Genomic DNA, 19,637 nt, shown 5'->3' on the forward strand with positions numbered 1-19,637 from the left:
CGCATTCGGCATGATGCGCTCTCCCACCGAAGAAACTATACAAACGTTCAGTCTTCAAGGCCTGGTTCGAAATTATCTCTCGGGCGGCGGCAGGATCGTGCCTGAGGCAAGCACGCGCACAGTGCGGGACCAGTTGTCGAACCGCGCGCGGTGCGCACTCAGATTGCCGCCGATGGACAGATCGAGCCCGATCCCCCGCACCAGATGAACGGATGTCTGGAGCGCGCTCCTGACGAAATCGGCTGAGCCCACCGGGACATCTTCAAGTGCGCTATCGATGAACGCGTCCAGAAGTGTTGAAAGCTCGTCGGCCCCCTTCCGGATCGCTTCGCCGAGTTCGGGCTCTGTGCGCGCGGCGGTGAGCACTTCAAGGCCCACCACGAAGAAGTCACCCTCAAGCGTCGACCAGAGCCAGTCCAGAAAGACATCTATTCTCTGGCCTGGCGCGGCGGTCTTCATCGCCGCGTCGAGCGAGGCCAGACTGCGCAGGCCGAGATCCACGATCAGCGCGCCGAACAGATCCGTGCGCTGCCGGAAATGATGCAGCAGCGTGCCTTTCGAAAAGTCGCCGGTTTCACACACGGCCCAGGTTGATGCCCCGGCATATCCGCGGGCCATCAGCGTATCATGCGCTGCCTTGAGGATGCGCTCGCGCGTGGCGCGGGTTCGATCGGCCTGGGTGCGGCGTAAGGGAAGTTTTTCAGTATCCGGCATGGCGCGAGTTTAAGCCCGTTCGCCAGAACCGGGAATGGCCGCGGCCGGGATCGATCGCCGCATCTGTTCAAGGGCTTCAGGATAGCGGATCTGCGGCGTCCAGCCGAGCTCGCGGCGGATCCGCGCGTTCGGGATCCGGTTATCAAAGCCAACGAGATTGACCCCCTCCATGAAGGGCAGCGCAGCATTTTCCGGGCCTTTCAGCTCGGCCGGGCTTTCATTGGCCTTCACGAGATCGAGGACGTCCTGAAGCGGAAAGAGCGGCGGGCGCTGCCGGCCCGCGAGGGCGGCCATGTCGGTCATGAAGCGGGCCCAGGTCACGTCTTCGCCGTCGCAGACATTGTAGGTGCGTCCGATGGCGGCCGGGTGCGTGCCCGCAAGGAAAATGGCATCCGCCAGATTGTCGACATGCGTCAGTCCGGCATTGTTCGTATCCGCTTCGCCAATCAGCGCGCCGCCGGACGCCCGGATCGCCTCGATCAGCCGGTCGCCCCAGGCCCCGCCGCCGCCGAGCCCGTAGACATTTGCCGGACGTATGAGCGTCAGGGGCAGTGACAGCCTTGAGGTGACCTGCAGCGCAGCAGCTTCCTGGCCCTGCTTGGCCCGGCCATAGGCCCCCGCCCAGGGCCCGTGACCGGCCTCCTCGTCGCAGACGCGTGTCTGAATGTGTGTACCATAGACCGCGATCGAAGTCGCAACGACGAGCCGCGCACCTACGCGGCCAGCCGCCTCGCAGACATGGCGTGTGCCATCAACGAAGATGCGCCACTGGAGGTCATAGTCGCCGCCATGTCCGACGAGCCCCGCCAGATGGATCACGAGATCGCGGTCCTCGCAGGCCGCGGCCAGGCTTGTCGGCTCGAGGAGATTTCCCGAACGCGCGGCGACCCGGCCTTCCCAGTCACGGGGCAGCGCTTCTCCGGGCAGGGCAAAGGAGGCGACATCGTCTCCATCGCTCAGGAAGCGGCTGACGACCCGGCGGCCGATAAACCCCGTTCCGCCGGTAACCAGGACGCGTCGCTGCTGCATTTTGACCTCCGTATTCATCCGCATATTGACACTGAACAAACGTACAGTCCATATGGACGGTAAGTGGAGTCGAGCGCCGCTTGTCAACGCGAGGAGCAGGTCATGAGCATTGCTGAAGACATTCCGATCCGCCGGATGAACTTCGAGTTTCCCGACGACATGGATCTCGTCTTCATCGAAGACGATCCGGCTTTGTCCTACCTGTTTGTCGGGGCCTGGATGATGTTGCCCTACCTTGAACCTTTCCTGATCCGGACCGTCCAGGCGGCAATGCCCCGGATCAAGGACGAGAACCTCAAGGAAGAAGCGCTGCGCTTCTGCGCGCAGGAAGGCCAGCACTTCCGCCAGCACCAGAAAATGAACGATGTCGTTAAACGCGTGCACCCGGCGGGCCGGCGCCTTGCAGAGCTCGAAAAGGAAGTCGAAGCCCTGTTCGACGACTGGAGCCGCAACAAGCCGCTCAAGTTCTGCCTCGCCTATGGCGAAGGCTTTGAATCGATGACCTGCGCGGCTGCCCGTGCCCAGATCGAGACGGGCATGTTCGACCATATGAAGGAACCCATCCGTGGGCTGATGTACTGGCACATCATGGAGGAGGTCGAGCACCGCAGCGTTGCGCATGATATCTATCATGCTTGCGGCGGCGACTATTTCCACCGGATGAAACTCGCGATGTTCTTCCAGCGCCATTATCTCGGCCTGTGCGGCCGTTTCCAGGCGGCCATGATCGAGGCCGATCCTGAAACCATCGCGCGCTACCAGACACCGGAACTCGAAGCCAAGCGTGCGGCCCGGATGAAGGCCTATAACAAGGTCTTCCTGCCAAAATTGCTGGCGACCTACATGCCCTGGTACAACCCCTCACGGGTGCCGCTGCCGGGGGGCTACGAGACGGCGAGGACGACCTACTCGAACCTCGCTCTCAGCATTCGCTGAACTTCAAGACAACTTCAAAGACAGATCCCGGGAGGACAAGATGGCAGACGGACAGGCTAAGGTCAGCATGGAAGAGAAATTCGCTCAGTATGCAGCGAAGGTCGCCGCGCGCGGTACGTTCCCGGTTTGGGACGCACCGACACAGCTGGTGCGCGACGAGGACCTTCCCTGGGCGGTCGCCCCGGACGGTACCGCCATCAAGCTGCTGCATGTGGATCTCAACCAGGGGCTCTGGATCTCGATGACCCGGCTTCCCGCAGGCGCAAAAGTCATCAAGCACTTCCATACAGGGTTCGTCTATGCCGTCACCCTGCAGGGAAGCTGGTACTATCTCGAGAGCCCAGAAGAAGTCTCCGGGCCCGGCTCCTACCTCTTCGAGCCCGCCGGCTCGACCCATACGCTTGTGACGCCGCCGGACCAGACCGGTGAGACCATCGTCTGGTTTGCGATCTACGGCGCTAACATCAATCTGGATGAGGAAGGCAAGCCGGTTTCCGTCGTTGATGCCCGCGCCGCACTCGAAATGTACCGGGTCTATTGCGACGCCATCGGCGCAGATTGCTCCAAGCTGATCGTTCACGGTGAATGATGATGACGGGCATGCGGGCAAGCGTCCTTTACGGCCAGACGTTCCGGACTGAAAACCGTCCCGTACCTGAACCGGGGCCCGGCGAGGTGCTGATCAAGGTCCGCTCCTGCGGTATCTGCGGATCGGACCTGCACGTCTTCAAGCACCAGAAGCACACGATCGAAACGGCGCGTTCGCTCGGCGCGGATGTGACCGAACTCGAGCGCGCCTACAATCAGGGCGTCGTCCTCGGGCATGAGTTCGTCGGCGAAGTCTGCGCCTTCGGGCCAGGGACCGAGCGCGCCCTCGCCGTCGGCGACCGTGTGGTCTCGATGCCATTTGTCCTGAAGCAGGGCGCGCCTGTTCTCATCGGATCCAATCCGGAAACGACAGGCGCCTATGCCGAATACATGACCCTTACAGAAGCCATGCTCCTGAAGGTACCAGAGACGGTTCCGACAGAAGCGGCTGCCTTCGTCGAGCCGCTCGGGATTGCTGTTCATTCAGTAAACAAGGCCGCCCTGCCTGACGGCGCAGCGGCTGTGATTGTTGGCGCCGGGCCGATTGGCCTCGCCATCACCGCCGTGCTCAAGGCCCGGGGCGTGAAGACCATCATCGCGTCAGATCTTTCACCGAAGCGCCGGGAACTCGCCGCCCGGATGGGCGCAAGCGATGTCGTCAACGGCGCCGAGCAGAGCCCGATCGCGCTCGCTGCGGAAAAAGCGCCCGGCGCCCCGCTGGTCATCTTCGAGAACACCGGAGCGCCCGGCATGCTCGGACGGCTTGTGCTCGAAGCCCCTCAGAATGGCCGGATCGTGGTGACTGGTATCGCCTCCGGCAATGAGAGTTTCCTGCCAATGTTGGCCATCGCCAAGGAACTCTCCATGGTGTTTGTCATCTATTACTCGCCGGAAGAGTTTACCGATGCGCTTCGCCTGATCGAGCAGCGCCTGTTTGACTGGCGAGCGCTGCACACAGGCACCGTCGGCCTCGACGGGATTGCCGTCGCCTTCTCTGAGCTCGCAGATCCGGAAAAGCATGCCAAGATCCTGATCGATCCGTGGTCGGACGGGAGCCTGAATTGACCCTGCCGCCGATCGACGGCGCGGCCGTCCGAACCCTCAAAGTGGGCGGGCTGTCCTTTACCGCGCATGAGATGGGGGAAGGCCCGCTCGTTCTCTGCCTGCATGGGTTTCCCGATACGCCGCAGACCTTCCGGTTGATGCTGCCGGCGCTCGCCAAGGCAGGCTTCCGGGCGGTCGCGGTCACGCTGCGCGGGTATGAGCCCTCCTCGCAGCCCGCAGACAATGATTACAGCGTCGCTAGCCTCGCAGAGGATGTGCGCGGATGGATTGACGCGCTTGGCGCAGACAAGGCCCACCTCATCGGTCATGACTGGGGCGTCAATCTCGTCTACAGCGCCGCCGCGCTTTGCCCCGAGCGGATCGGCCGGGTCGTCATGATGTCCGTGCCGCAACCCGCCGCCTTCGCAGGGGTCATGGCCGCAGACTATGACCAGACGCGCAGGTCCTGGTATGTCTACTGGTTCCAGGTACGCGGCGCGGCTGAGCTCCTGTTGCCGGCCAATGCGTTTGCCTTCCTTAAGCGCCTCTGGCGCGACTGGTCTCCGAACTGGAGCGATACAGCGTCCCTCACCAACGCAGAGGCGGCGCTCTCCGGTCCCGGCGTGCTGGGCGCCGCGCTCGAATATTACCGGTCGGCCTTTGACTTCGCCCATCCGCGTGCTGCCGAAAGCCAGCGCTTGCTCTCGTCGCCAATTGCGGCGGCGACGCTCGGGCTCTGCGGCGCCGACGATGGCTGTATCAGCGCGGCGATCTTCGAGGCCGCTATGCCGGCCGCCTTCTTTACCGGCGGTGTGCGTACGATGACAGTTCCCGGTGCAGGTCACTTCGTTCATCTGGAACAGCCAGGCTTGGTGCACGACGCGATCCTGGCTCACCTCGATGCCGAGAATCGTTGAAGCTCGAAGACCAGAGCCTGATCGTTCAATTGCATCGGGCATTGCTCCTGGCGATAGCGTTCAGGCCTGAACGTGCTCGCGTTTTTGCTTGTTCCGGAGATTGATCGGAGCAGGCATATTTGCAGGTCAGTCGAGGCAATGCGACGCTGAACCTGACAGGAGAGGTAAGGTTGAGAATTTCCCGACCCAGCAGGCGCCAGGCCCTGTCACTTCTGTTGGCGTCTGGTTTGTCAGCCTGCATGACGCGAGGAGGGCAGCCGACTGAAGTCCCGATGTCCGAAAAACTTCTCCAACTCGCGTCCTTTGGCATAAGGCGAACCGGCTCTGCAGGTGAAGAACGCACCCGCGACTGGATTTCCGCGGCCCTTGAGTCTGCCGGATACAGAATCCGATCGACAGCATTTTCGGCAAACACGCTCGTCTATCCGGAGGTGAAAATTGGACTGGGCAGCGAAACTTGCGAGGGGTTCCTGCAATGGATGCCGCCTGTCGCCCTGCCGGCTCCTTTAGAAGGGGGTGTTCATTTGTCCCTGCCTGGCGACGCCCGTCCTGGGGACTGCGTTGTTCGTGCCATGCCTGGTCCGTTTTCCGCCTACTGGACGGATGCACTTGAAGCAGAAGTTAAGGCAGCGGCCCATCGCGGGGCGGCCGCTTACCTCATGTGCACCGAGACACCGTCCGGTTCGATCTTTGCCTACAACCGGTCCATCAGGTTGCCAGACCTTCCCATCCCGGTGGTCCTTTATGCGCGGCGTGATCACGACCTGATCCTGGCAGCAGCTGTGCAGAAGCATGAGACTCGCCTGTCGCTTTCGGCGACACGTACCGCCGTGTCCGGAGTAAGTCTGATAGGGGCGAGACCTGGAAAGGGGGCCGGACTTGTCATCTCGACGCCGATGACGGGATGGTTCGGATCGGTGGCCGAGCGCGCGCCCGGGATCATCCTCGCGAGGCAACTGGCCGAAGCCTATGCCGAGGCCTCGTTCCCGGTCTGGATTGTCGCCAGCAGCGGTCATGAAATCGGCCACCTTGGTATGCAGCAAATACTCGGGGAACTGGCCCCCTTGCCGGAAGAGGTCGGCCTCTGGATTCATCTGGGCGCTAGCCTTGGCGCAACCGCGCAGGATGAAGACTATCTGCTGAAATCGCTGCACTTTCGTATGGCAACGCCTGGCATTGCAGCCCTTGTTGACGAGGCCTTTGGCCCGATGGGGCTCTCGCCACTCGATCCGTCTCAGATGCGTAATGGCGAAACAGGAGACGTTCTGTCCGCCGGCTACAAGGACGTCCTCGGGCTGACCGGAGTCGCGGCGACATTTCATACGCCGGTCGATGATGGAGCCGCAGTCAACACGGGCCGTCTGGAACAGTATGAACGGGCCCTGCGCGGTGTGATCGACCACAGGTTTGGACAAGCCTGACCTTTGGCGGTCTCAACCCGCTGGCTGGTAGGCAGCCCTGAGACCGCGCTTGTCCGTCTTGCCGTTTGGCAGGCGAGGAAAGGCCTCGAGGATCTGCCAGGATTTCGGGATCTTGTAGCCGGCGATCCTGTCTTTGAGGAAAGCCTTGAGGTCATCTCCAGCGAGACTGGAGCCCGGGCGCAGGACGAGGAAGGCATGGCCGACTTCCTGAAAGGTGTCGTGCGGGACTTCAATCACGGAGGCTTCCATCACGTCAGGATGCTCGCAGATCGCAAGTTCCACCTCTACCGGATAAACATTGTATCCGCCCGACTTGAACATCTCTTTCAGGCGGCCGGCAAAGACTATGTTTCCATCCAGGCGCTGAATGCCAAGGTCCCCCGTCTTCAGCCATCCATCTGCTGTGAACGCCTCTTTGCTGGCGTCCGGCTTGTTCCAGTAGCCCGACATGACCGAGACACCGCGAACCTGGATTTCGCCAGTTTCACCAACAGCAATAGGCGCGCCATCGGGAGCCGCAATCCGGATCTCGTTTCCGCGTATGGGTTTGCCGATGGTTTCAGACATGACGTCGAGGCCGGCGTCTTCCTCCGTATACGTCATCATTCCGGTTGTCTCGGTTTGTCCATAGACACTTGACATGCGCGCGCCGGTCTTGCGCACATGCTCAAGCTGGGCGATCGTCGATGCCGCACCGCCGAAGACAATCAGTTTAAAGAAACTTGCCGCCGAGAAGTCCATGCCGGCAGCGATCATCATCGCCCAGGCGGTCGGGCTGCCAACGAGATAGGTGGGCTGCTCGCGGGCGTTGAGAACCGAAATGGCCGAGCGGTCAACGCGCGGAAAGAAGATGATCCGCCCGCCGGCGGCGAATACAGTAAAGCAGACATTGTTGAGCCCGCCCACGTGATTGATCGGCGCCGCGCAGAGTGTAGCGCTGAGGCCTTCGGTGGGCATCCACGCGATATTTGACAGCGCCGTCTGGACGACCGCGCGGTGGGAAAGCATGGCGCCTTTGGGCTGACCCGTTGTGCCAGACGTGTAGACGATCACGGCAATATCCTCTGGATCGACGGCAGCTCGGGCGCTTTTCAGGGACCCTTCCGGCAGGCTCGAACTTAGCTCAAGTCGTGTGTCACCCGTCCCTAGCGCTTCAGCATACAGAGGAACCAATTGCGCGCTTCCGTCCGAGATTGCCTCAAGCTCCTCGAAATAGTTGCGTCCATCGAAGTCAGTATGCGCAAAGATGAGGCTGGGGGAGGCGTCGGCAAGAAGGTAAGCGTACTCGTTACGCTTGTAGGCCGGATTCAGGCCCTGCCAGATAGCGCCAATTGAGGTTGCAGCCAGAAAGGTTATCCAGAAGTCGAGACATGGCGGGGCGAGTGTCGCAACCCTGTCGCCTTTGCGGATCCCGGAAGCCAGAAGAAAGGTAGCGACCGTGTCGATTCGTCCGGCCAGGTCCTGATTTGTAAGCCTCAGGCTGTCCTGCAGCACGGCTTCTCCGTTTGGCGCTGATTCCACGCGCCAACGCAGCACGTCATAAATATTCTTGGCGGTTTCCATCATGAAGATATCCCTCGCAGTGTGTCCGAAAGGCCTCATGCCTTCCCGAAAGTAAACTCAGGCCTTGTGAAAGACTGAACAATTGTATAGTTCTTGGATCAAAGCGGTCTGTCCGACAAGTGGCAGCGCGTATCTGGGAGGATTTAATGAACAACCGTGCAATGCTTTTGTGTAGTGCAAGTCTGATCGGCGCTCTGTCTTTCGCGCCGGCCCTCGCGCAGGAAGCTGATGACGAGTCAGGCGCCAAACGCCTCGGCACTGTCACTGTGACCGCCCAGAAACGGGAGGAGTCGATCCTTGATGTTCCGTTGTCGGTTCAGGCAATCGAAAGCGAAACGCTTGAGAATGCCGGTATCAAGGATGTCGCGGGCCTCGTAAAGCTGATCCCCGGCGCTTCGGTGGTGTCGGCCAGCTCGCGTGGTTTTGAAACCATCCAGATCCGCGGGATTTCAGCAGGCACAACAGGCGACGGGCTGACCGGGTATTATGTGGATGACTTTGCGTTCGGCGTGCCGAACCTCCAGCTTTCGCCGCCAGCGCGTCTTCTCGACCTCGATCAGGTTGAAGTTATCCGCGGCCCGTCCGGTACCATCTGGGGGCAGGGGTCGATGGGCGGAAATATTCGCCTGATTACAGCAGATCCAGATACGGACGCATTCTCCGGAAAGCTTGTCGGGGAGTACTCGAATACTGAGGGCGGCAGTGACAATTATGCCGTCGATGGTGTCGTCAATATCCCCATCGCCAAGGACAAGTTCGCAATTCGTTTGTCGGGCGGCTATGATGAACTTGGCGGTTATGCAGACGTGCTCCAGACCGGCCAGACGGACGCTAACGGGTCGAACGGGTCTAACTTCCGCATAAAGGCGCTCTACACACCGACCGACCGGTTGTCCGTCCGGGCGACATACTGGACGATCGACAACGAGCAGGGGTTCAGCAATTCGGTCATCACGACCAATCCAGCCACAGGCCTTCCGCTTTCCGAGCCCGCACTGAACGGCGCCGGAAGCGTCACGAACGGTCCGGTAGACGGTTTCGTCGACACGTCGATGGATATCGGCTCAGTCGCAATCAAGTATGACTTTGACAAGGTGACGCTCACCAGTTCGACGTCTTATACTGAGCATGAACTGGATTTCGAAGCGCCGCTCACGCTCGGGGCTTTCAACTACAACAATGACTCCACTTTCAAGACCGATTCTTTCACTCAGGAATTCAGGCTGACGAACACGAATGAGGCCGTCTTCAACTGGATTGCAGGTGTTTATTACCGCGATGCGACGATAAACAGCGACATCGACTTCTATCTTGATGGCACGGACTTCGCCCTGGGTCTGATCCCGCTGATCAGCATTACTGGCCCGCTCGAAACGAAGTCCTGGTCGGTATTCGGAGAAGCGTCCTGGAAACTGTTCGATGGAAAGCTCGTGCCGCTCATCGGCGTTCGCTATTTTGAAGACGAGCGCTCCTCAGGTCCCGGCTTTGACCGTGTGACCAGTCTGCCGAGACCCAAACTGTCTGAAACCTTCGACAGTGTAAGCCCGCGCTTCAGCCTGAAGTACCTTCCGAACGCCAATACGACAATCTATCTCAACGCCGCGCATGGCTTCCGAAGCGGCACCATTCAGACGGACGCGCAGGTTGCTGCCGCAAATACGCTTGGCGTTCCGGCCCAGCGCGGCGTCGATCCTGACGAACTTTGGACTTATGAGCTCGGCGGAAAATTTTCGCTAGCCAATGGAACAGTCCTGATTGATGGCGCTCTGTATCGTACTGACTGGACCGACGTGCAGCAGCCATTCGGTCCTCTGTCTTCAGTCGCCAATGTCGGCGATGCTAAGATCGAAGGCATCGATATCGGACTGGCCTGGTTGACGCCGGTGGATGGCCTGTCGTTGCAGGCGAATGCCAATATGCAGAATGCTGAGTGGGACACGGTTCGACCCAACGTCACCGCGTCTCTTCCGTTTGTCACGCCGGGCGCAGAAGTCCTCGCGGTTCCCGAGCAGACGTTTTCGCTCGCGGCAAACTATGAGCGGGACGTCAGCGTTTTCGGAGGTTCGGTCCTGTCGCTGAATTCGACCTACGCCTACAGGTCTGACAGCCTTCAGCAAACAGGTACGCGAACGGACGATATCAAGGATCTGTCCCTCAGCGCCAACCTGAAAACAGCCTCGGGCGTCACGCTCGGCGTATTTGCGTTCAATGCGCTCGATGAAGACGGCGCGGCGCAAAGGATCATCTATGCAGGGGACCCGATCGTTCGCCCATATCCGCGCCGTATTGGTGTCAAGCTTGGGGTAGAGTTCTAAGCGGTCAGACTCCTCCCTTCCGCTCTCATCTGGGCCGCCTCTTAATGAGGCGGCCCTTTTTTTATCTGGGTGAGGCCCCATTCCAAAATAGGTGCTTCATTGCTTTCTGGAATCTGCCCCACATTTCCGGATCGTAGGTGGACTTGCCCATCATCGCCTTGACGTAGGGATCGAGCATGAGGGGGCCGATCAGCATGAACATATACAGCAATGGCAGCCAAAGCCGGTCCGCGTCCTCCGATACGCGCCCCTCAGCGTCAAAACGCATGATCATCTTCGAGATTGAATCATAGTACTCGCGAAACAGGTGCTCGCCCCACTCGCTGTTCTCGGTAATGGCCCGGCGCAGATAGGCGGCAAAGCTCGGCCATTCCTCGGCATACTGGCGGATCCAGTTGCGCTGGTACTCGGCAACCTTGTCGAGATCCGGGCTGGCCATCTCTCTGGACGCGCGCGTAATTGCCTTCGACGTTCGTTCGAGGAAATGCGCATCGACCGCAGCGCGGAGTCCCTCCTTGGAGTCAAAATGGTGGTTGATAAGACCGATGGAGACGCCGGCCTCCTTGGCAATGTCGCGGACCGTGACCCCATCAAACCCGCGTTCTGCGAAAAGCTGCATGGCGACCATGATCAGCCGGTCGCGGCCCTTCAGGGCAGGGCGTTCGGGTTCCAAGGCTGAGGGCGGAATGTTGTCAGGCATAACTTGGACCCTAACGGACTGGTGATCGAACGCGAAGCCTTTGTTCAGTCCTACACGCCAAAAATTACGAAAATGGTCAATTTCCGGCCGGGACTTGATCTAAGGACTGAACTAATGTTCAGTTCTTAGATCAAGGAAAGCGGTGCTTCGCTGATCAGGACTGTTCAGCCGCCGGGGCCGCAAAACAAAGCAAAATCAGGGAGCACCTTATGCGCGAGGCCGTCATTGTTTCTACAGCCCGGACGGGCATGCCGAAGGCTGTCAAAGGCAGCTTCAACAACACTCATCCCATCGCCTTTACCGGTCACGCGCTGAAAGCGGCGATCGCGCGCGCAGGGATCGACCCAGGTGAAGTCGAAGATGTGGTGCTCGGCTCCGGCATGCCGGAGGGCGCAACCGGTTTCAACATCGCGCGCAACGCCGCAATCAAGGCGGGCTGCCCGGTGACGACCTCCGGCGTGACCGTCAACCGCTATTGCTCCTCCGGTCTCCAGGCGATTGCGATGGCCGCCGGGCGCATCATCAATGAAGGCGACACCATCGTCGCAGGTGGCGGCGTCGAGTCGATCTCGATGGTGCAGCTCTCCGGCAAGATGAACATGACGGGCGCCGTCGAAGAGACCCTCTTCGCAGACAAGCCGTCGCTCTGGATGCCGATGATCGAGACCGCCGAAATTGTTGCGCAGCGCTATGGCATCTCCCGGGAAGCTCAGGACAGATACGCGCTCCAGTCCCAGCAGCGCACAGCAGCCGGCCAGCGTGAGGGCAAGTTTGCGGACGAAATTGTTCCGATGGATGTCGTCTGGAAACGTCCGAACAAGGAAACAGGCGAGCCCGAACTCATCAATGTCCGGGTTGAACGGGACGAGTGCAACCGCCCTGAGACGACACTCGACTCGCTTGCAACACTGAGCCCTGTCCTTCGCAGCGGCATGGTCGTGAAGGAAGGCAAATACGTCACAGCGGGCAATGCCTCCCAGCAGTCCGACGGCGCCAGCGTCTGTATTCTCGTGGAGGGCAAGGAAGCCGAACGCAGGGGCCTCAAACCGCTGGGCATCTTCCGCGGCTTTGCCGTTGCCGGCTGCGAGCCAGACGAAATGGGGATCGGTCCCGTTTATGCAGTCCCCAAACTCCTCAAGCGCGCCGGCCTCAAAGTCTCCGACATCGGCGTCTGGGAGCTCAACGAGGCCTTTGCCAGCCAATGCCTCTATTGCCGCGACGAACTCGGCATCGATCCGGCAAAATACAACATCAATGGCGGGGCGATCTCGATCGGCCATCCCTATGGTATGACGGGATCGCGCTCGACCGGGCACGCGCTGATCGAAGCGAAACGCCGGGGAGAAAAATATGTGGTTGTCACCATGTGTGTCGGCGCCGGTATGGGCGCGGCCGGCCTGTTCGAGGTAGCCTGATGTCCGACTACGAACATCTCATCGTCGAGGAGGCAGACGGCATTGTTACCGTCCGCCTCAACCGCGAACCGGAGCGCAATGCGCTGAACCGGAAACTGATGGCAGAGCTGACCGAGTTCGCGAGAGCCTACCGCACGGCGCCGCATGTGCGTGCCATCATCCTGCGCGGCGCAGATACGTTCTTCTCCGCTGGCGCCGACCTCGGCAGCTTTGGAGAGGACCGCGGCCAGAAGCCGGAAAGCTCCGAAAGGCCAGGGCTCATGGTGCTGCGCGAAGCGGTGCTCGCGGGCCCTGACATGTGCAAGGCATGGGAAGAAATCGAGCCCGTCACGATCGCCGCGATCGAAGGCTACTGTGTTGGCGGCGCCGCTGCACTTGTCCTCTGCTGCGACTTCAGGATCGCCGGCGAGGGCGCCATGATGCGACTTCCGGAAGTCCCCCTCGGCATCAATATGAGTTGGCGCACCCTGCCGCGCCTTGCAACGATTGCCGGGCCGTCGCGCGCCAAGCGGTTCACGATGTTTGGCGAGCCCACGAAGGCAGACACTTTGCACGCCTGGGGCATGGTGGATGAACTCGCCCCCTCTGGCGGCGCCTATGCCGAAGCTTTCGCCTGGGCGCAGAAGCTCGCCGCGCTACCGCCCATTCCGGTGCGCATGACCAAGGAAGCGATCAATGCGGCGGCCAATGCGCTGCATCATGCCTCGACCTTCATGGACCGCGATCAGTACCTGCTGACTTTCCTGTCAGAGGATTTCCAGGAAGGGGTCAAAGCCTTCTTTGAAAAGCGCAAACCAGACTTCAAGGGGAAGTGATCTCATGACCGTCAAACTTCATACAGTGGACGAAATCCGCGCGAAGATCGGTACTGAAATCGGCGTGTCCGACTGGATGATGATCGATCAGGACATGATCAACCGCTTTGCCGACCTGACCGATGATCACCAGTTCATCCACATCGATCCGGAGGCTGCCGCCAAAACGCCTTTCGGCGGCACGATTGCCCACGGGTTCCTCGTCCTCTCGATGCTTGCCAGTATGGGAAAGGCGGCAAGCTTTGCGATGCAGGGCATCTACATGGGGGTCAATTACGGGTTCGACAAAGTGCGCATCATGGCGCCGGTGCGGTCCGGCAAGCGGATCCGCGGACGTTTCGCGCTGAAGGACATGGTCGAGCGCTCGCCCGGCCAGTGGATGGCAACACTCGACTGCACGATAGAAATCGAAGGCGAGGACAAGCCGGCCGTCAAGGCCGAGTGGCTTTCCTTGCAGTTTGTAAAATAATCAGGAGACGGAATTATCATGTCGATTCGATTTGACGGGCGTGTCGCCATCGTCACGGGCGCAGGCGCCGGGCTCGGCCGGGCTCACGCTCTGGAACTCGGCCGCCGCGGCGCAAAAGTCGTCGTCAATGACTTTGGCGGCGGGGTGGACGGAACCGGCGGCTCCTCTGGCCCTGCTGAGAAAGTCGCGGAGGAAATCCGCGCCGCCGGCGGGCAGGCGATCTCGAACGGCGCCGATATCACGAACCGAGAGCAGGTTGAGAACATGGTTGCCGGCGCCCTGGAAGAATGGGGCAGGGTGGATATCCTGATCAACAATGCCGGCATCCTGCGTGATGCGAGCTTCGCCAAGATGACGATCGCGGATTTCCAGAAGGTGATGGATGTCCACCTGATGGGCTCTGTCATCTGCACCAAGGCGGTCTGGGGACACATGCGCGACGCAGGCTATGGCCGTATCCTGATGACGACCTCCTCGTCCGGGCTTTACGGCAACTTCGGGCAATCGAACTACGGCGCCGCGAAGATGGCGCTCATCGGGCTGATGAACACGCTGCAGATCGAAGGCGAAAAGAACAACATACGCATCAACGCCCTCGGGCCAGGTGCAGCAACCCGCATGACGGAAAGCCTGCTGCCTGCGCCGATCGTCGCCCTGATGACCCCGGAATCGGTCACACCCGCTGCGATCTACCTCGTCAGTGAAGATGCACCGCGCCGCACCATCCTGAATGCGACTGCCGGCGGTTATTCGCACACCATCATTCACGAAACCGATGGCATCTATCTCGGCCCGGCAGACCAGTCCGCCGAGAACATCGCTGCGCGCTTCGGCGAGATCTCGGATGAGGCAGGCCAGTCAGCCTATGCCAATGGCGGGCAGCAGGTGACCAAGTTCATCACAAAGGCCGCACAAGCTGCCGGGGTTTCGCTCGCGCCGAAGGCGACCGGATAGGATGTCGAAAGGCATCACGACCGTCTCTATCCCGCCGGCAAGCCTGCCGGTCACCGGATGGGCCCGCCGCTGGGCAATGGTCCTGATTTTCCTGATTGCCGTAGTCAATTATGCAGACCGCTGGATCTTCTCGGTCCTGATCGAACCCATCAAGGCCGAGTTCGGCCTGTCCGACACGATGGTCGGCCTGCTCACCGGGCCCGCCTTCGCGATATTCTACGCACTCGTCGGTATCCCGCTGGCCCGGATCGCCGACAGCTGGAACCGGCGCGTACTGATCTCTGCCTGCGTCTCCTTATGGAGCCTCATGACGGTGATGTGCGGGATGGCGGGTAATATTGTTCAGCTCTTCCTGTTCAGGGTGGGTGTCGGCGTCGGCGAAGCCGGCGCCACACCGCCGTCCCACTCGCTGATTGCGGATTATTATCCGCCGGCTGAACGAACCGGCGCGCTGTCAGTGTTCAATCTGGGCCCTGTCATCGGCTCACTGGTCGCGGGCATCGGCGGAAGCGTCCTCGTCGCGCTGATTGGCTGGCGCGAGACCCTGATCTGGATGGGGCTGCCCGGCATTGTGATCGGTCTTCTTGCCTATATCTTCCTCAAGGAACCACGCAGCGCGCCAGTCATGCCGTATCTCTCGCGATTGTGGCCTGACATGATGTCAGCGCTCAAGCCGGCGCTTCGCAAACCGGCCTTTGTACACCTCCTGATCGGGTTCACGCTGAACGGGTTCCTGCTCTACGGCGCGTTCATCTGGACGCTGCCTTTTGCGATGCGCCACTACGATATTTCGGTCGAAGAGCTTCCATCGATCGCAGTGCCGATGTCACTGATCCAGGCCGCGATGGGGCTGATCGCTATTCCACTGAGCGGCTGGCTCGGCAATCGTCTGATACGGCGGGACATCAGATGGCTTTGCTGGATCTGCACTCTTGCGCTGCTGATCAGTTTTCCATTTTACCTGCTCAAATTCTCGACCGACAACTTCCAGCACTTTCTTATACTCGCGGGTATTTCGCACCTGGTGCTTCTGCTGCTGGCTTCGCCGGCCTATGCAGCGATACACCTCGTCATCGATGCGGGCCACCGGGCGATGGTGATGGCGTTCATTCTGCTCGTATCTAACCTTGTGGGAATGGGCGCAGGGCCTGTGTTGACAGGTCTGCTGTCCGATACGCTTCAGCCTGTCTTCGGTGACGCGGCGCTCCAAGCGGCGATCATTGCGCTCCTGTTTCTGATGCCCTGGGCGGCACTACATTTTTTTCGGGCAGCACGGTTCTTGAGGCGAGATATGATTGAACTTGAATCAGCGCAGTGAAGGCGGGTTGAGCCAACATAAGGCCGGTTGCGAACAGGCAAACTGCGGGAAAAATGACCTAACTCGTAATGCCTTGATTTTATTGTAAAAAATGGTGCCCGGGGCGGAATCGCGAGCGAGCTTAGCATGTTGTTTTTTATTGAAAATACAAACTGTTGGCATCGGTCGGTGCCATGAATTCTGCCAAGAGGCGGATTACGCAAAAGGTTCGATTCCGAAATCCACAGGAAACTGGAATTGAGAGTTCATTTCGCGTCTTAATTTGCGTATGGAGCGCCTGACGCAATGGACTGCACCGTGATCGGACGAGATTGAACCGGCAAGAAGTCCTGCGTCGCCGAGTTCCTGCTGATCAATTGGTTTAGAGGTCGTGGATCGAGGTCAGAAGGATTGTGCCATAGCGTTCGTCCAGTCGGGCTTGCCGCGTCAAGTTCACAAACTGCTTCTCAGCGATCATCACATCCGCGAATGGCAGCACAGTGATGAACGCCATCATGTCGCGCAGGTCGTTCTCCGACACAGCCCGGTCCTGATCTTCGAGGCGGACCACCAGCTCCCTTTCTGTGTTCAAGACGGGAACATCAACCACGATGCTGCGCACCAGCGATGATCCAATGTCGATGGCCATCGACCACTTCAGCCCGAGGCTTCGGGCTATCGCGAGGATGAAATCAAATTCGTCGATGATGAGCCGGGCGCCGTAGGCGCGCTTTCTTATCGCGAGGGGCTGACCAGACACAAGCGCACGCCGTGCCTCAATCCTCTCAATGAGTTCAGCGGAGCTCGCACTGTAGCGACGTACAGTCTCTTGCCGGACGTTGTCGTCGGCGGAAGCGAGGTAGTCGAGGAGTGCGTGGGCGGGATCTTCCCGAATGTACGCGATAACGCTCGCCGCTATCTCGAAGCCATAGTTTTGAGGCGAGTAGTCACCCGCTCCTTCGAACCACAAATCGGACAAGAACCAGTGGTCGATCGGATCTGGTTGCAGAATTCCGAGCTTCTTCGCGAGATAACCTGCCAAGGTCTCAGTTAAAATTCGTCGCCGTCCGCGAAATACTGTTCCGCCACTGATCAGCGACTGCACCTGCGCAATGTTCAATCGTCGGCTAGGATCGTTGATCTTCGAGGTCTCGTAGATGTTAGAGAAGCTGAGCGGTACGGCAATTGAACCGGTCCGGACCATGCCAACTATCCGGGTCAGTGCGGCATGCTCGTCCTTGTAGCGCTCCTTGTCCCACGCCCCCTTGGCGAGTACTATCCAAGCGTTCTGATCGAGATAGACGAGGCGTGCCATTTCGCCCTTATCTCTGATGGTCTGCGCGCAGTCGAGCGTTTGCTGGCGAGCCGGCGTGGCCCAGCTGAGGTAAGTGCGGGCTGCTAAAGATGAGCTCTGGCTTAGTGGGAAATTTCAGAAACTATGCCGGTTTTTCGGAAGTTTTCCAGGGACCGAGCGGCGTCCATAAGCAACTAAACTTGGTTTTTGATCGAGCTGCTGTGGCAGCCGGCAGTACAAATTCAGCAATCGTCTCAATCGTCGAAGCGAGGTTTCCGACTTCCAGAGAAAGGGCTTCACGCCGTGTGAAAGCGTTCCACTGTTCTTGCTTTGCCCGGTCGCCGAAGAACAGTTTGCTAAGGCCGTTCGGCACGCCTTCGGGCAACGGTGTTGCGCGGCGCTCAAATGTGGCCGCAATTGCTGCCGAGAGGATTTGTCCATCAAACTCGAAGAGCGCGGCCAACACAGCGAGGTCATAGAAATCTTTCATCCTGCTATTCGCAATCCCGAGCGACACAATTGCTTCAAATTTTTCAGCGACAACCGTCTCGCGTGGATAAGTGAGAACTGTTGGCGTTTCCATTCCCAGCAGGGACGGGAAGTCTGCTTTTACCGGAGCAGGGGTCACGGCATCGCCGAAGCCAATGTCTGCCTGGATCGGAATACGTGTTTTGCCCAGATTTGCTGTCGTTGTGACCCTTGCGCCTCCATAGCGCTGCTCTTCCCGAATTACCTCAACTTTCAGTGAATGCTGATCAAATATTAGTCCGTCGTCGGATACTTCGGTGCCGCAGATTTCTTTGAACGTACTGACAATCGCTGCTGCATCGGAAGCACCGGAGCCCAGCAGATCCAGATCCCGCGTCGGCCGCGTTGGGTCATCATGCCATAGGGCGAATAGCATCGCGCCTTTCAGGATGAATGTGTCGCTGTGCTTCGACATGCTTATCCTAAGCAGCAAGCGCTCCAGCGCATAACGCCGCAACAGCAATTCCATATCAAGCTGCATTTCGCGTGCCTGATTGCGCAAGCGTGCGCTGATCGATGCTGGCAGGTTCGTTGGCTTATCCTTCATCGGCGGCCGTTGTCACAATGTAGGGTTGCAACACGCTCCATATTCGAAGTGCCTTGGCGTATTCTGCTATGGAATCTGGGCTGGCCTTGCGCTTGCGGATGGCCACCCTCAGTGCTTCAAGTGCAACGTCGAGCCCCACTGTATTGCGATATCGAAAACAATCGACCACGCTTTTGGCCGGATCAAAAATCCGCACGGCGACGCCGTCAATCCGATGGCTCTCTATCCCTCGTTCAAAAGCTTTTTCCCCAAACCTCACAATCCGGACCTTCGGATAGTGCAGTTGTGGTTTCCGGTCGCTTTCCCCGATAGCTACCCAGACCCGGTTTGAAGTCTGCAGTGTTATGTCATGATATTGAAGTGCAGATATCAGGCAGATCACACCTCTGGGCACGCGTTTGGTGACTGTCGCGAGGGTGTGCGTCAGTTCGAATTCTGTTTCTGCAAGCTCGTAGAGTCCTCTCGCCGGACGGACAAGCTCTCCGGCATTGACCAACCGGCTTAGCGTGGGCTGGCTTATGCCTTCGGCCATCAGTTCGGACAGACGCATGATCCCTTTGCGCTTCAGAAGCGAGATTGTTTTTTCTCTTTGAGTTCGGTTCAGCTCTGTCATGTTACAAAACGTCTGGGATTGGATGTAAATTCAGACGTTTTGTAACATGATCTGATCAGGCTTGGAATGAAATTCCGACGCTGGCGTCCGCTTTCGCCAGAAGAGGGATGGTGAGTTCAGATACCGCCAAGGTCCAATTTCAGCTCCACCTGACACGCCTTCTCGCCGGATCTCGAAGCCTCGCTCGAACGAGGCCGTTTAAATCGCGGCCTCACTCCGAAAGGGAGGCGAGGGCCGATTATGCAAGCCCTTTTCAGCGAAATCGGCAACCGCCAGTAGCGAGCGCCTCGCCACTACATGCGGCGATGTGCGACAGATTCACCACTATATGTGGACAAACTGTCAATCGGCGCGCAAAATTGACCCCCTATCGGCGTGCAAAATTGACCCCACCTGCGCGGTGGTAGCTGGCCCAGGCCGGTGCAACTTTTCAAACGAGTGGAACCGGCCTGGGCCAGCGGGCGGCAAGGCGCTCAGG

At 59.4% G+C, this 19,637-nt stretch carries 18 protein-coding genes; 11 read left to right on the forward strand and 7 right to left on the reverse strand.

What is annotated here, in order from left to right; genetic code table 11:
• Nucleotides 1-72: 72 nt before the first annotated feature.
• The gene (locus GC148_RS13000) at nucleotides 73-714 is read right to left on the reverse strand and encodes a TetR/AcrR family transcriptional regulator (protein ID WP_291071310.1); all 642 of its coding nucleotides are present in this window, start codon (nucleotides 712-714) and stop codon (nucleotides 73-75) included.
• A gap of 9 nt (nucleotides 715-723) precedes the next feature.
• Entirely contained in the window at nucleotides 724-1,743 is a 1,020-nt protein-coding gene (locus GC148_RS13005) for an NAD(P)-dependent oxidoreductase (protein WP_291071311.1), read from the reverse strand.
• A gap of 102 nt (nucleotides 1,744-1,845) precedes the next feature.
• Here GC148_RS13005 and GC148_RS13010 point away from each other — a divergent pair, with 102 nt between their 5' ends.
• The 5 genes from GC148_RS13010 (at nucleotide 1,846) to GC148_RS13030 (ending at nucleotide 6,649) form a co-directional block, all read left to right on the forward strand.
• Nucleotides 1,846-2,679, forward strand: a complete 834-nt coding sequence (locus GC148_RS13010; protein ID WP_291071312.1) for a metal-dependent hydrolase — start codon at nucleotides 1,846-1,848, stop codon at nucleotides 2,677-2,679.
• Between the two features lie 40 nt (nucleotides 2,680-2,719).
• Complete coding sequence (locus GC148_RS13015) at nucleotides 2,720-3,268, forward strand: 2,4'-dihydroxyacetophenone dioxygenase family protein (RefSeq protein ID WP_291071313.1); 549 nt, start codon at nucleotides 2,720-2,722, stop codon at nucleotides 3,266-3,268.
• 11 nt (nucleotides 3,269-3,279) lie between these two features.
• The gene (locus GC148_RS13020; protein ID WP_291071314.1) at nucleotides 3,280-4,332 is read left to right on the forward strand and encodes a zinc-binding dehydrogenase; all 1,053 of its coding nucleotides are present in this window, start codon (nucleotides 3,280-3,282) and stop codon (nucleotides 4,330-4,332) included.
• A complete protein-coding gene (locus GC148_RS13025) occupies nucleotides 4,329-5,228 on the forward strand; it encodes an alpha/beta hydrolase (protein ID WP_291071315.1) in 900 nt (299 codons plus the stop codon). The genes GC148_RS13020 and GC148_RS13025 overlap by 4 nt, the downstream gene beginning before the upstream one ends.
• Nucleotides 5,229-5,500: 272 nt before the next feature.
• Nucleotides 5,501-6,649, forward strand: a complete 1,149-nt coding sequence (locus GC148_RS13030) for a hypothetical protein (protein WP_291071316.1) — start codon at nucleotides 5,501-5,503, stop codon at nucleotides 6,647-6,649.
• Between the two features lie 12 nt (nucleotides 6,650-6,661).
• Here the strand turns inward: GC148_RS13030 and GC148_RS13035 are convergent, their stop codons facing one another.
• Nucleotides 6,662-8,215, reverse strand: coding sequence for a class I adenylate-forming enzyme family protein (locus GC148_RS13035; protein ID WP_291071317.1), 1,554 nt, complete (start codon nucleotides 8,213-8,215; stop codon nucleotides 6,662-6,664).
• A 143-nt stretch (nucleotides 8,216-8,358) separates the two neighbouring features.
• Between GC148_RS13035 and GC148_RS13040 the strand changes: the two genes are divergently transcribed.
• Nucleotides 8,359-10,527, forward strand: coding sequence for a TonB-dependent receptor (locus GC148_RS13040; protein WP_291071318.1), 2,169 nt, complete (start codon nucleotides 8,359-8,361; stop codon nucleotides 10,525-10,527).
• A gap of 61 nt (nucleotides 10,528-10,588) precedes the next feature.
• Here the strand turns inward: GC148_RS13040 and GC148_RS13045 are convergent, their stop codons facing one another.
• On the reverse strand, nucleotides 10,589-11,227 hold the full coding sequence (locus GC148_RS13045) for a TetR/AcrR family transcriptional regulator (protein WP_291071319.1): 639 nt from the start codon (nucleotides 11,225-11,227) through the stop codon (nucleotides 10,589-10,591).
• Between the two features lie 209 nt (nucleotides 11,228-11,436).
• Here GC148_RS13045 and GC148_RS13050 point away from each other — a divergent pair, with 209 nt between their 5' ends.
• Genes GC148_RS13050 through GC148_RS13070 form a run of 5 tightly spaced genes read left to right on the forward strand, consistent with a single transcriptional unit; the run spans nucleotide 11,437 to nucleotide 16,198 of the window.
• Nucleotides 11,437-12,642, forward strand: a complete 1,206-nt coding sequence (locus GC148_RS13050; RefSeq protein WP_291071320.1) for an acetyl-CoA C-acyltransferase — start codon at nucleotides 11,437-11,439, stop codon at nucleotides 12,640-12,642.
• Entirely contained in the window at nucleotides 12,642-13,457 is an 816-nt protein-coding gene (locus GC148_RS13055) for an enoyl-CoA hydratase/isomerase family protein (RefSeq protein WP_291071321.1), read from the forward strand. The genes GC148_RS13050 and GC148_RS13055 overlap by 1 nt, the downstream gene beginning before the upstream one ends.
• 4 nt (nucleotides 13,458-13,461) lie before the next feature.
• Nucleotides 13,462-13,926, forward strand: coding sequence for a MaoC family dehydratase (locus GC148_RS13060; RefSeq protein ID WP_291071322.1), 465 nt, complete (start codon nucleotides 13,462-13,464; stop codon nucleotides 13,924-13,926).
• A gap of 18 nt (nucleotides 13,927-13,944) precedes the next feature.
• Nucleotides 13,945-14,880: an SDR family NAD(P)-dependent oxidoreductase gene (locus tag GC148_RS13065; protein WP_291071323.1), complete on the forward strand. Its 936-nt coding sequence runs from the start codon at nucleotides 13,945-13,947 to the stop codon at nucleotides 14,878-14,880.
• A 1-nt stretch (nucleotide 14,881) separates the two neighbouring features.
• Nucleotides 14,882-16,198, forward strand: coding sequence for an MFS transporter (locus GC148_RS13070; RefSeq protein WP_291071324.1), 1,317 nt, complete (start codon nucleotides 14,882-14,884; stop codon nucleotides 16,196-16,198).
• Between the two features lie 361 nt (nucleotides 16,199-16,559).
• Here the strand turns inward: GC148_RS13070 and GC148_RS13075 are convergent, their stop codons facing one another.
• From GC148_RS13075 to GC148_RS13085, 3 genes are all read right to left on the reverse strand, one after another.
• Nucleotides 16,560-17,492, reverse strand: a complete 933-nt coding sequence (locus GC148_RS13075) for a hypothetical protein (protein ID WP_291071325.1) — start codon at nucleotides 17,490-17,492, stop codon at nucleotides 16,560-16,562.
• A gap of 121 nt (nucleotides 17,493-17,613) precedes the next feature.
• Nucleotides 17,614-18,546 carry a nucleotidyl transferase AbiEii/AbiGii toxin family protein gene (locus tag GC148_RS13080; RefSeq protein ID WP_291071326.1) on the reverse strand — a complete coding sequence of 311 codons (933 nt, stop codon included), beginning with the start codon at nucleotides 18,544-18,546 and terminating at the stop codon, nucleotides 17,614-17,616.
• Nucleotides 18,536-19,159: a type IV toxin-antitoxin system AbiEi family antitoxin domain-containing protein gene (locus GC148_RS13085; protein ID WP_291071327.1), complete on the reverse strand. Its 624-nt coding sequence runs from the start codon at nucleotides 19,157-19,159 to the stop codon at nucleotides 18,536-18,538. Before GC148_RS13085 ends, GC148_RS13080 begins: the two co-directional genes overlap by 11 nt.
• Nucleotides 19,160-19,637: the final 478 nt, after the last annotated feature.

Source organism: Hyphomonas sp., from assembly GCF_016125515.1.
In the GTDB taxonomy this organism is placed as follows: Bacteria; Pseudomonadota; Alphaproteobacteria; order Caulobacterales; family Hyphomonadaceae; genus Hyphomonas.

What these genes read in the sequence shown, in the direction of transcription:
- GC148_RS13000 (WP_291071310.1), bottom strand. Translation starts at nt 714, where the DNA reads ATGCCGGATACTGAAAAACTTCCCTTACGCCGCACCCAGGCCGATCGA.
- GC148_RS13005 (WP_291071311.1), bottom strand. Translation starts at nt 1,743, where the DNA reads ATGCAGCAGCGACGCGTCCTGGTTACCGGCGGAACGGGGTTTATCGGC.
- GC148_RS13010 (WP_291071312.1), top strand. Translation starts at nt 1,846, where the DNA reads ATGAGCATTGCTGAAGACATTCCGATCCGCCGGATGAACTTCGAGTTT.
- GC148_RS13015 (WP_291071313.1), top strand. Translation starts at nt 2,720, where the DNA reads ATGGCAGACGGACAGGCTAAGGTCAGCATGGAAGAGAAATTCGCTCAG.
- GC148_RS13020 (WP_291071314.1), top strand. Translation starts at nt 3,280, where the DNA reads ATGCGGGCAAGCGTCCTTTACGGCCAGACGTTCCGGACTGAAAACCGT.
- GC148_RS13030 (WP_291071316.1), top strand. Translation starts at nt 5,501, where the DNA reads ATGTCCGAAAAACTTCTCCAACTCGCGTCCTTTGGCATAAGGCGAACC.
- GC148_RS13035 (WP_291071317.1), bottom strand. Translation starts at nt 8,215, where the DNA reads ATGATGGAAACCGCCAAGAATATTTATGACGTGCTGCGTTGGCGCGTG.
- GC148_RS13040 (WP_291071318.1), top strand. Translation starts at nt 8,359, where the DNA reads ATGAACAACCGTGCAATGCTTTTGTGTAGTGCAAGTCTGATCGGCGCT.
- GC148_RS13045 (WP_291071319.1), bottom strand. Translation starts at nt 11,227, where the DNA reads ATGCCTGACAACATTCCGCCCTCAGCCTTGGAACCCGAACGCCCTGCC.
- GC148_RS13050 (WP_291071320.1), top strand. Translation starts at nt 11,437, where the DNA reads ATGCGCGAGGCCGTCATTGTTTCTACAGCCCGGACGGGCATGCCGAAG.
- GC148_RS13055 (WP_291071321.1), top strand. Translation starts at nt 12,642, where the DNA reads ATGTCCGACTACGAACATCTCATCGTCGAGGAGGCAGACGGCATTGTT.
- GC148_RS13060 (WP_291071322.1), top strand. Translation starts at nt 13,462, where the DNA reads ATGACCGTCAAACTTCATACAGTGGACGAAATCCGCGCGAAGATCGGT.
- GC148_RS13065 (WP_291071323.1), top strand. Translation starts at nt 13,945, where the DNA reads ATGTCGATTCGATTTGACGGGCGTGTCGCCATCGTCACGGGCGCAGGC.
- GC148_RS13070 (WP_291071324.1), top strand. Translation starts at nt 14,882, where the DNA reads ATGTCGAAAGGCATCACGACCGTCTCTATCCCGCCGGCAAGCCTGCCG.
- GC148_RS13075 (WP_291071325.1), bottom strand. Translation starts at nt 17,492, where the DNA reads ATGGCACGCCTCGTCTATCTCGATCAGAACGCTTGGATAGTACTCGCC.
- GC148_RS13080 (WP_291071326.1), bottom strand. Translation starts at nt 18,546, where the DNA reads ATGAAGGATAAGCCAACGAACCTGCCAGCATCGATCAGCGCACGCTTG.
- GC148_RS13085 (WP_291071327.1), bottom strand. Translation starts at nt 19,159, where the DNA reads ATGACAGAGCTGAACCGAACTCAAAGAGAAAAAACAATCTCGCTTCTG.